10 protein-coding genes and 2 pseudogenes are annotated in these 10,098 nt (G+C 31.8%); all 12 read left to right on the top strand.

The annotated features are described in order from the left end of the window. The first annotated feature begins 138 nt into the window (after positions 1–138). Complete coding sequence (locus tag CP357_RS08585) at positions 139–576, top strand: hypothetical protein (RefSeq protein ID WP_098037071.1); 438 nt, start codon at positions 139–141, stop codon at positions 574–576. A gap of 151 nt (positions 577–727) precedes the next feature. Then, positions 728–1,297, top strand: a complete 570-nt coding sequence (msrA, locus tag CP357_RS08590; RefSeq protein ID WP_025006186.1) for a peptide-methionine (S)-S-oxide reductase MsrA — start codon at positions 728–730, stop codon at positions 1,295–1,297. After that, positions 1,297–1,665, top strand: a complete 369-nt coding sequence (locus CP357_RS08595; protein ID WP_098037072.1) for an ASCH domain-containing protein — start codon at positions 1,297–1,299, stop codon at positions 1,663–1,665. Before msrA ends, CP357_RS08595 begins: the two co-directional genes overlap by 1 nt. 29 nt (positions 1,666–1,694) lie before the next feature. Then, positions 1,695–2,105, top strand: a complete 411-nt coding sequence (locus CP357_RS08600; protein ID WP_233187242.1) for a VOC family protein — start codon at positions 1,695–1,697, stop codon at positions 2,103–2,105. A 275-nt stretch (positions 2,106–2,380) separates the two neighbouring features. Then, the gene (locus CP357_RS08605; protein ID WP_098037073.1) at positions 2,381–2,629 is read left to right on the top strand and encodes a YSIRK-type signal peptide-containing protein; all 249 of its coding nucleotides are present in this window, start codon (positions 2,381–2,383) and stop codon (positions 2,627–2,629) included. Between the two features lie 30 nt (positions 2,630–2,659). Continuing rightward, complete coding sequence (locus CP357_RS08610) at positions 2,660–2,992, top strand: MBG domain-containing protein (protein WP_098037074.1); 333 nt, start codon at positions 2,660–2,662, stop codon at positions 2,990–2,992. A 296-nt stretch (positions 2,993–3,288) separates the two neighbouring features. Further along, positions 3,289–3,456 (top strand): annotated as a pseudogene (locus tag CP357_RS10390) (ISLre2 family transposase); the annotation flags it as partial. A gap of 448 nt (positions 3,457–3,904) precedes the next feature. After that, positions 3,905–6,001, top strand: a complete 2,097-nt coding sequence (locus CP357_RS08620) for a DUF262 domain-containing protein (protein WP_098037076.1) — start codon at positions 3,905–3,907, stop codon at positions 5,999–6,001. Beyond that, a complete protein-coding gene (locus CP357_RS08625; RefSeq protein ID WP_098037077.1) occupies positions 6,002–6,844 on the top strand; it encodes a hypothetical protein in 843 nt (280 codons plus the stop codon). 133 nt (positions 6,845–6,977) lie between these two features. Next, a complete protein-coding gene (locus tag CP357_RS08630) occupies positions 6,978–8,621 on the top strand; it encodes a type I restriction-modification system subunit M (RefSeq protein ID WP_098037078.1) in 1,644 nt (547 codons plus the stop codon). Continuing rightward, positions 8,614–9,756, top strand: a complete 1,143-nt coding sequence (locus CP357_RS08635) for a restriction endonuclease subunit S (RefSeq protein WP_098037079.1) — start codon at positions 8,614–8,616, stop codon at positions 9,754–9,756. Before CP357_RS08630 ends, CP357_RS08635 begins: the two co-directional genes overlap by 8 nt. A 65-nt stretch (positions 9,757–9,821) precedes the next feature. Further along, positions 9,822–10,043, top strand: a pseudogene (locus CP357_RS08640) (site-specific integrase); the annotation flags it as partial. Between the last annotated feature and the right edge of the window lie 55 nt (positions 10,044–10,098).

Raw genomic sequence — 10,098 nt, forward strand, 5'->3', positions numbered from 1 at the left:
ATTGGATCATATCTATCAAGCAGCTTAAGTGTTCAATTTATTATTGCAATTTACGAATTGAATCTTGAAAGCTTTTTTCATTGATAAAATTCTGTATAATAAAGCTTAAGCATATTAAAGGAAGTTGATTAATTAACTATGTTAAAAGAAGAGAAGAAATTTGATCAATTGGGGCAAAAATTATTTATGCAAGGCACTTTGCAAGAATTTGAAAAGAAAAATGGCCCAATTAAGGGCAGAATGGCAATTACTGAGGGTAAAATTCCGCCTGAAATGTTAAATAAATTGCAACCTGAATTAATGAAAAATCCTAAATGGAAAGTAGTCGAAGGCAGTTTTGATTTTTCAAACTATACTATTGGGATGGTAGTAGGTCTTAATCCAATCAAGCCATTGAGTGAAGGATGGCTAGTTCCTCAATTAGGTCATCCCGGTGTACAACCAGATAAGCATTGGCAGGAATTCTTTATGGAAAAAGTAATGAATTCAATTGACGAAAATGGTCATATTGATTTGCCATTGTTTACTTGGATTTCAGATAAGAATGATTTGACGAAATCTGCAAAAAATATGTAGTAAAAAAGCCATTTAGAAGGATGAAAGACCTTCTTGGGTGGCTTTTTGCATTTTATTTTAAAAAATTATGAAAAAATATTATAATCTAGTTTATAATTCGGTTTAAGAGTGAAAACCGAAAACTTCACGGAATTTAGGAGGTTATGAGAGAATGACGGAGAATAACGAACAGACGAAAATCACTGATACCAAGCTTAAAGGCGCATTAGACACGGCAATCTTTGCTGGGGGATGCTTTTGGTGCATGGTGAGTCCATTTGATAAGCTGCCCGGAATAGAAAAGGTAGTTAGTGGGTATACTGGTGGTCATGTTGCTAATCCAACTTACGAAGAAGTCTGCACGGGTAAAACTGGGCATACAGAAGCCGTTGAAATTACTTTCGATCCTGAAAAAATGCCTTATCAAAAGTTGCTTCAATATTATTGGCAGGTTACTGATCCCACGGATGCAATGGGGCAGTTCCAAGATCGCGGCGATCAATATCGTCCCGTAATTTACTATAATTCACCAGCACAGAAGGAAGCTGCGGAGAAGTCCAAACAAGAATTAGCTGAAAGCGGCAAGTTCGATGATCCGATCGTGACGAAAATTGAACCAGCTCAACCATTTTATCCAGCAGAAGAATATCACCAAGATTTCTATAAAAAGGACCCACTTCGTTATGCAATGGAAGAAGCAGGTGGCCGAGAAAAATTTATCAAAGAGCACTGGGACAAATAATGAAAGCTTTGTCTGTGCGTGGTGACTATATCATGCAGATGATTAACGGCACCAAGAAAATAGAATACCGCACGTGGAAAACTAATTATCGTGGACCAATTTTGATGTGCTCTACGGCAAAAAGAGTGCCGAATTCTGCACCAGGATATGCACTTTGCGTGATGGATCTGTATCGAATAGACTGGAATGATGTCGATCAATGCTATTATTGGTACATTAAACTTAAGAATTTGATTGATCCGATTAAAGTAAAAGGACAGCTTAAGCTTTTTAATGTTGATAATGATGTAATTATTCCAATTAAGAGCTCAGAATTTGAAAAACAAGTTATTCCATTGATTTATCGTTCCAAAAATAAACACGTTTAATAATATAACTTATGTAAAGCAGTAAAAATATGACAATTATTGCTTTGGATCATTTTGTAATTACTGTGACTGATTTAAATAAATCTAAGAATTTTTATCATGAAATTCTAGGATTGCCTATTGTTGATGAACAAAATGGCTTCGTTTCTCTTCAATGTGGTGATCAATTAATTCGACTGAGAAAAAAGACTAATGGGGTTAACGCAATTGTGGCTAAACAATTGGAAACGAGAGTTTTTGATTTTTGTCTTCAAACTGATCAACCTATTAAAAATGTGATAGCTAAGTATAAATCAAATAATCAAGAGATTATTTCGGGCCCAGTAGAGAAGCATGGTGCACATGGAAAAATGACTTCTGCTATACTAGGGATCCAGATGGAAACTTGGTCGAAGTCTGTTCTTATGAATGATTACTATATAGCTAGTACTAAACATTGAGAAAAGGTTTGTTTTTTAATATTAAAAAATGAAAAAAGCTGATAAAACTTTGTTCTGTGAATTAGGATATCAGCTTTTTTCTGTCTTAAATCAAATATTAAAAATAACAATTTTTAAGAAAATTAATATAAGTTAAATGGTACTCTTATTACATATTACTTATAAAAAGTAATAAAATACTTTAGAAAAGATATACATAATGATATATTAATATTTATAGCTATGTTAAATATGTTCATATAGAATAAACATGCTTTAAGTGATGTGATATTAAGATGTTATCTGAAAATAACTATAATGAGAAAATAAGGAAATCTAATAATAAAAGAAATAAATATTCAATTAGGAAACTATCAGTTGGAGCTGTCTCAGCTTTGATTGGAGTTTCTTTTTTTGGCTTTAGTTCTCAAGTAGCATGTGCAGATACTGCTGATAATAGCAGCAACGGACATAATAATCCGGCAACTGATTCAGATACTTGGCAAATTGGAAGTCAAAACACTAAAGAATATGACGGAAAATAAACTAATAAGATTGATGTTAATAAGTTTAGTTTGTCAGATGGTGATAAAAAACTAAATACCAGCAGCATCAATAATGATAGCTTTCAATGGGTTGATAAAAATGGTGATGCTATTGTAGAAAATCCTAAAAATGGTGGTACATACTATGCTAAATTAACAGATTCAGCTGCTAAAAAGTTGAGAAAAGATAATCCTACTTTATCCAAATATCCAGGAATTGTTGGTACTTATACAATTGCTCAGGGTAAGGCAAGCGCTGAATTAAGAGGCTATGATTCAAAAGCAGCGGATGCTGGATTTAATGCAGTGGCTAAAATGTATGAAGATTTAGGATATGTGGTAGAAACCACAAAGACTGGATAATGATAAGCCAGTTCAACCTGAAACTGTTGAAACAAATGATAATTCCTTGCCTCAATCAGGAGAAGAATCACTTTCATGGCTAGGCATACTTTTATCAAATCTAGGCTTAGGCAGCATGTTTATTAAGCGAAAAAAGAAATAGCTATACTCATCAATGATTACTAAGTGTAAAATAGCTTGCGGTAACGTTTAAATATAAATTAAAAGGAGTCAAATCCATTTTAGGACTTGACTCCAAAACAAAAAGATCAGTAGTCTGATGTTAAGCAAAAAAACACATTAGAAGCTAGTCTTTTATGGAATCTATTATAACTGATATCGTGAAAATTATTAAGTCCGAAAATAATGTTATTGCTCGTGAAAAGGCATTAATGTGCTACTTCTTTGATTTGATTAGAGAATTAATGAAATTAGCACTAGAAGAAGTTGATGCCGGCTTAGTTGAAGAAACTAAAAATTGGGGAAGAACTGGCTTTTGGAAGGCACATGGCATTAAATATTTGAATGTCATGGGCTGGATGCAAGGCGCTGGTGATGGTACTTTCTACGGCCCTTATACTGAAAATGGTCAGCCGGTATTAGTGATTGCTGAAGGAGCAGGCCTTTGGACTAACTGTGTTGCTTGGAAGAATCCACAACTTGCACAGCAATATAAGCATAAGAATTTTAACGATTTGTATTATCAAGGTGATGAATAGGTAATTGTTTGTTGGAGCATTCCAGAGAGGGATGCTTTTTATTTTTCAGTAATCGTAATTACAGTAATTATGATTACTGTAATTTAAATTACTGAAAGATGATGATAAGTGGAGAAAAACGCTAAAAATGTAGTGTTAAAATTATAGAGTATAGAAAAAGTTAATATGAATCCATTAACTTACAATTTAGAAATTAAAAGGAAAGTAAACAACAATGCAAGCAAGTATATTTAATGCAACAGAACGATTTTTTGCCCCAGTTCAAATGATTTTGAAAATCCCAGTATATCAACGTAATTATGATTGGAATAAAAATAATGTAAAAAGGTTATTAGATGATTTATATACTGTAATTAAAACTAAAAAGCAGCATTTTTTAGGTGCGGTAGTTTACCTTGAATCAACTAATAGTGATATAGGACTACCAGAATATTTAATTATTGATGGTCAACAAAGGTTAACCACGATTACATTATTACTACAGGCTTTAAAAGATGTTACCGTTGATGGTGATGCCTTCACTACTGGAACTATTGAAATGTTTTTAACAAATTCTCAGTCTCCCTCTCAAGAATATAAAATCAAGTTAAAGCCTATTAAATCAGATAATATTCAATACACAGCTTTGTTGAATCATGATAATGATAAATTAGATGAAAATAGTCATATTGTTGAAAATTATAAATTAGCAAAGCAAACCTTTGATAATTGGCTCAAGCAGGGAATTACAAGTAGAGAAATTTTACAAGCTATTCGACAACTCCAAGTAGTAGGAATCAGTCTTAAAGAAGGTGAGGATGATCCTCAAATTATTTTTGAAAGTATCAATTCGACTGGCGTTGCTTTAACTAATTCAGATTTAATTCGTAATTTTTTATTAATGAGTGATCATGATCAAGAAAGATTATTTGAAGATTACTGGTTACCTATTGAAAATAAATTAAGAAGAGATAATAGCAATCATGCTATGGATGCGTTCTTTAGACAATTTATTATTATGAAGAAAAATTCAGTGGTCGCTGAACGTAAAGTTTACCAAACTTTTGTTGATACATTTAAAAATGAAAATCTAAGTCATGAACAAGCACTTAAGGAAATAAAAAATTATGCAGAATTATATGCTTCTTTTATGTATCCGGCAGAAGCTAGTTATAACGATGATATTAAAACAGATTTAGCTAGTTTAAATAGAATAAATCAAAGCACATCTTATCCATTCTTTCTCCATGTTTTCCATGACTATGAAAATAATGAAATTGATGAAGAAACTTTAACTAAAGTGATTCATTTGATTACAATTTATCTTATAAGAAGGACAATTTGTGATGTGCCTTCTAATTCTTTATTAGGATTTTTTGCTAGTTATTATGCTAGAACATTTAAATTAGCTAAAAATAAGAAAAAATATTATGAAGCCATCAATAAGTATTTATTTGTTCAACAAAATCAAAATGAAGTACCAGATGATAATCAACTCAAAAATGCATTAATTCACTCAAAGCTTTATTTGAATAAAGGACTTTGTGACTTAATAATGCTTGATATTGAGAATGGAAATTCAAAGGAAAAGTTAAATTCAGAAGATTTAACTATTGAACATATCATGCCACAGACAATGAGTAAATCGTGGCGTAAGAATATTTCTGATGAAGAACATGATGAATTTGTTCATACATTAGGGAACTTATCTATAACTGGATATAATTCTGAAATGTCTAATAAGAGTTTTGCTGAAAAGAAACATATTTTAGAAGAAAATTCTAAAGCAATAATTCTTAATAAGGATGTAGTAGATAAAAATGAATGGATAATCGCAGATATTAAGGCTAGAGCAGAAAGGTTGGCAGAGATACTACTGAATCGTTATGAATTGAATCCTATTGAAGATTCAAGAATTGAGTTTGAAGCTGTAGATAAAATTGGATTAGACAATTTAGATGCGACTACAGGAAGGAAATTAGTTTCATTTACTCTTGAAGGATCGAAGTATCCTGTTAAGTACTTTAAAGACGTGCCTCTTCAAGTTATTCAAATCTTAGACCAAGATAATCCTGATTTGTTGAAAAGCCTAGTTGGATTAACTTGGAAAGGAACATTAAACAATGCTAATCAAAATAATAGCTTCATAATTTGTCAAGAGAAAGATATTGATGACAAATTAAAGTGGAGTTACTCCAAAGTTAGAGATGATATCTATGTAATGACTGGTGGAAGTGCTCATCGTAATATGCATGTGCTTAAGCAAATAATTGAAGCATATAAGATACCAAAAGATGAATTTTATCTTTCTGTTAAAGTGAAAGAAAATTAAATGAAATTACCAATCATAATAACTCAAATTGCTCACCAACCTAAAATATTGCCTTTAAATAAGATCATCAAGAGTAGTGATTTTACTATTAAGCAATTGAGCCAAGATGCCTTTATCTCAAAAGAAGATGAGAATATAAGACCAACTGAGGTAGGAACCATAGTAGATTATCTTTCTCGCTATGTGTTGCTTGCTAATGAACACGCCTTTGACGTTGCGAATGCTAAAGCCAAACAAGATTTGATTCATGGAATTATTCCGGTTAAAGAATATAAGAAGCTTTTAGATCAAGAAGAAAGATTAAGATATTTAGTTAAAGATCTGTCAGATGTTGATTCATTATCAGATGAAGCTATTTACTTGGCAACAGACATCTGTGCGTGGGAAGATGCATTTCGCAGTGGTCGCTATGTTAAACCCAAAGCACATCCTGATAAGTTAACAATTGAACACATTAAAATGATGATTCAACGTGTTGAGGAATTTTTCGAAGAATTTGGTTGGCCAACTAGGGATGCATTTTTTGCTAAGGCTGAAAATGGTTTTGTCTCTGGAGATGGTGACTATCTTTTAAAACAGACATTATTGGATTTAAAGGTTTCAGTGAAAACTACTATGCAAATTTCATGGGTTCGCCAGTTGCTTTTGTATTATACGTTAGGATTTTATAATCATTTTAATAATGAAAATATTGAACGATTAATGATTTTCAACGCAAGAACAAATACCGTGTTTTTTATTGATATTGCTAATATTGATCAGTCCGTCTTTGAATTTGTTTACGATGCAGCTGAAAAACAAAGTAAGATTAATGAAAGAGAATTACGAAAGTATATAAATTAAATGCACTTGACTAAAGTGCATTTTTATTTTTCGAATATTAGTTCTTTTATTATTTGGCTTGACAAGTTAAAATAATATTAATTAATATTTTCGTTGCTCTAACAACGAAAATTAGAAGGACTGAAAAACTTATATGTCAGATAATAATATAAAAGCTAAAAGTCAACTTGAACAGGCTTTATATAGTGCCGCAGGCGATTTACGTTCTAAAATGGATGCTAATGAATATAAGAACTATTTATTGGGAATAATTTTTTATAAGTATCTTTCTGATAAGATGCTATATTATGTGGGACAACTTATTGGTGATCCGAATGCAGATTTAAAAGCTAATCAAAAATTATATGAAGAAAACGCCGAAGATGAAGAACTTTTAAAGGAATTAAAAAGAACTTTTTCGTATACAATTTCTCCTAGACACACATTTACGTATTTATTAAATGAAATTAATGGAGAAGCTAGAACTCAAAAAGGTGAACTTAAAACATTTCAAATTTCTGATTTGGCGGAAGCTTTTAATGACATTGAAAGTATAAGTGAAAATTTTGCAGGATTGTTTGAAGATGTTGATTTATATTCCAAGGCATTAGGTGATAATGCCCAGCAACAAGCAGATACTATTGCTAACGTCATTAAAGCAATAGGTGATTTAGAGATTGTTAAAACTAAGGGTGATACTTTAGGTGATGCCTATGAATTTTTAATCGGCAAATTTGCCGAAAGTTCAGGAAAAAAAGCAGGTGAATTTTATACACCTCAAAAAGTATCAGAGTTGTTAACTAAATTAACTTTAGTTGGAGGCAAATACCCAGATGGTTTAACAGTATATGACCCAGCAATGGGATCAGGGTCTTTGCTTTTAAATTTTGGAAAATACATTGAAAAATTTGGCGGAAAAGCAGATCAGATAATTTACTTTGGACAAGAAATTAATTTCTCAACACATAGATTGGCTAAAATGAATATGATTCTTCATGGTGTTGATTTTGGTAATCAGCATCTTCGCAGAGGTAATACACTTAGTGCTGATTGGCCACCTGTTGCTAAAACTATGTTTGATGCTGTAGTAATGAACCCGCCATATTCTTTAAAGTGGCCAGCTGATAAAGGCTTTTTACAAGATCCTCGGTTTAGCCCATATGGTGTACTACCTCCCAAATCAAAAGCTGATTACGCATTTCTATTGCATGGTTTTTATCATTTAAAGAATACAGGTACTATGGCTATTGTTTTACCTCATGGTGTTCTATTCCGAGGAGCAGCAGAAGGTAAGATTCGTAAGAAGCTCCTTGAAAATGGTTCAATTGATGCGGTAATTGGATTACCATCTAACTTGTTCTACAGTACTAGTATTCCAACTGTTATTGTGGTGTTGAAGAAGGATAAAACTGATAGAAGTGTAATGTTTATTGACGCTTCTAAAGGATTTGAAAAGAAAAAGAACCAAAATGAGTTAAGAGAAAAAGATATTCAAAAGATTCTTGATACTTATGAGAAGCGTGAAGATGTTGAACGTTATGCTCATTTAGCTAAGTTTGATGAAATTGAAGAAAACGATTTTAATCTTAACATCCCAAGGTATGTGGATACTTTCGTTCCCGAGCCTCCGGTAGACCTGAAGAAAGTAGCTGCTGACCTGCATGAAACAAATGTTGAGATTGAGAAAAATCAACGAGAATTGGTCGGCATGTTAAAGGAATTAACTTCAGATGATTCTGATATTATGGATGGCCTGGATGCCATTATAAAGGAACTGGAGGGCGAGCTTCATGAATAGAAGAGAGGTGAAAAGTGCTCCAGTATTGCGCTTTAAAGGATTCACTAACGATTGGGAGCAGCGTAAGTTAGGAGATATATCTGAAATAATTCGAGGAGCATCTCCCAGACCTATTAGTGATCCCAAGTGGTTTAATAGTAATTCAAATATTGGATGGTTACGCATTTCTGATGTGACTGCTCAACATGGACGAATACAGCACTTGTCTCAACACATATCTATACTGGGACAAGCAAAAACAAGAGTAATTTCAACACCGCATTTATTATTGAGCATAGCTGCATCTGTGGGTTATCCAGTTATTAATTATGTTAAAACTGGTGTTCATGACGGCTTTCTCATATTTGAAAATCCAAAGTTTAATATAGATTTTGGATTTTACTGGTTAGCTTTCTACAAACATGAATGGCAAAAATTTGGTCAACCAGGTAGTCAGGTTAATTTAAATAGTTCTATTGTTAAAAAAACTAATATTGGATTGCCTGATAACGTTGAACAAAAAGCTATTGTTCATCTTCTCAAATTAATAGATAATCGTATAACCCTTCAGCAACGAAAATTAGAAAGTTTTCAATTTACTTATCACGAAATAATTAGGCGACTTTTTTTAAAAAAAGCAAAGTGGCAGCAAACCAAATTATCTGATTTAGTAACTATTTTAGATAAAAATAGAAAACCGGTTAAAAAAGAAGACAGATTATTTGGCGATACTCCATATTATGGAGCTAATGGAATTCAAGACTATATCAGCGGATTTACTCATAAAGGAGAATTTATACTTATAGCCGAAGATGGAGCTAACAGTTTAACAGAATACCCTATTTATTTTGTCAAAGGTCAAATTTGGGTTAATAATCATGCACATGTTTTAAAAGTAAATAAAGATGTAAGCCCATTATTTCTAGCTTTAGCATTAAAGCAGATTAATTATTCAAAATATACTGTTGGAAGTAGCAGAAATAAACTTAACTTAAAAGATTTAGAAAACATAGCTATATTTATACCTGACAATAATGAGCAACAAAAAATAGGACAGTTTTACTCTAACTATTTAAATTACCTACGTATTAATAAAAAAAGAATTCAGTATATGAAACAATTCAAACAATTTCTTCTCCAGAATATGTTCATTTAATCTTGCATAATAATAAAACCTCCTTAAACAATGTCAGAGTGACTAAAGTTTAAGGAGGTTTTTATATGTCACGAAAATATAGTACCAAGTTGTTTTATAAATATTATCTAGATTGGATTCATCTATATAAAGATAATGCTGTTCGTCCTGTTACGCTTAATAAATACTATTTAGTTCAGCGTAAGTTGCAAGAATTAGCACCTAATTTACATATGAATGAATTAACTCGACAGAGTTATCAACGAATTCTAAATTTATATGCAAAAGATCATGAAAAAAATACGACTCGTAAATTGCAATAATAAATTGAACACTTTTAATCAAGCTGCTTGATAGATTAGA

Origin of the sequence: Lactobacillus sp. UMNPBX6 (assembly GCF_002553975.1) — a bacterium.
Taxonomy (GTDB): Bacteria; Bacillota; Bacilli; order Lactobacillales; family Lactobacillaceae; genus Lactobacillus; species Lactobacillus gallinarum.